Genomic DNA, 1358 nt, shown 5'->3' on the forward strand with positions numbered 1-1358 from the left:
GATCGTGTCCCATGGAGTGGTGTAGCTGGATTTCATAGCCATCGGTGATTTCCGGTAGGGTCGGGTTGCTTAGAGCCAACCTGAGGGACACCACCGATGACCGACGACATGATGAACCTGCGCTCACTCGTTGAGAAGAGCGCCGATGCCGATTTGCTGCGCGAGATGATCGGCTTTGCTGCCGAGAAGCTGATGGCGCTGGAGGTCGGCACGAAGACCGGCGCGGGCTATGGCGAGAAGAATGGCTTCCGACTGGCCCAGCGTAACGGCTATCGCGACCGGGATTGGGAGACACGGGCGGGCACCGTCGAGCTGCGCATTCCCAAGCTTCGCACAGGCAGCTATTTCCCGAGCTTTCTCGAACCACGCCGGATGGCCGAGAAGGCCCTGACGGCGGTCATCCAAGAAGCCTATATCCAAGGCGTTTCGACCCGATCCGTCGATGACCTCGTCAAGGCCATGGGCATGAGCGGCATCTCCAAAAGCCAGGTATCCCGGCTCTGCGAAGAGATCGACGAGAAGGTGAAGGTCTTCCTCGACAGGCCCATCGAAGGAGAATGGCCCTACCTGTGGATCGATGCGACCTACCTCAAGGTTCGGCGCGGTGGTCGTATTGTCTCCGTCGCCGTAATCATCGCCGTCGGCGTCAACACCGACGGTCGACGCGAGGTGCTCGGCATGGAGATCGGCACGTCCGAGGCCGAGGCGATCTGGACCGAGTTTCTCCGAAAGCTGACCAGGCGGGGTCTGCGTGGCGTGAAGCTCGTTGTCTCCGATGCGCATGAGGGCATCAAGGCCGCAGTATCGAAGGTGCTCTTCGCCACCTGGCAGCGCTGCAGGGTCCACTTCATGCGCAATGCCTTGGCCCATGCTGGAAAGAGCGGACGCCGAGTTGTCTCCGCCTTCATTGCCACGGCCTTCGCTCAGGACACGCCGGAGGCGGCAAGCACTCAGTGGCGCAACGTCGCCGACCAGATCAGGCCAAAGGTACCGAAGCTCGCCAGTCTTATGGACAGCGCCGAGCAAGACGTGCTCGCCTACATGACCTTTCCCAAGCAGCATTGGGCCAAACTTCACTCGACCAACCCGATTGAGCGATTGAACGGCGAGATCAAGCGGCGGACAGAGGTCGTCGGCATCTTCCCCAACGACGACGCCATCGTGCGCCTGGTCGGTGCGCTGCTGCTCGAACAGAACGATGAATGGGCCGTCCAGCGATCCCGCTACATGACACTTGAGACAATCGCCACAATGAGCGATGATCCCCTCATCAGCCTGCCAGCAGCAAGCTGACACTCATCCGGCCCTCTGGGATGAGCCGTGGTCGTCTAAGCTACACCACGTCCTGGGACATGATC

At 60.8% G+C, this 1358-nt stretch carries 1 protein-coding gene; it reads left to right on the forward strand.

The features are described from left to right. Positions 1 to 96 precede the first annotated feature (96 nt). The gene (locus EFD55_RS32895) at positions 97 to 1293 is read left to right on the forward strand and encodes an IS256 family transposase (protein WP_125851287.1); all 1197 of its coding nucleotides are present in this window, start codon (positions 97 to 99) and stop codon (positions 1291 to 1293) included. The last annotated feature ends 65 nt before the right edge of the window (positions 1294 to 1358 follow it).

It is taken from the genome of Rhizobium pisi, from assembly GCF_003938655.1.
Taxonomy (GTDB): domain Bacteria; phylum Pseudomonadota; class Alphaproteobacteria; order Rhizobiales; family Rhizobiaceae; genus Rhizobium; species Rhizobium pisi.

Excerpts from the sequence above, each read along its gene's own strand:
- EFD55_RS32895 (WP_125851287.1), top strand. The coding sequence starts at position 97 with ATGACCGACGACATGATGAACCTGCGCTCACTCGTTGAGAAGAGCGCC.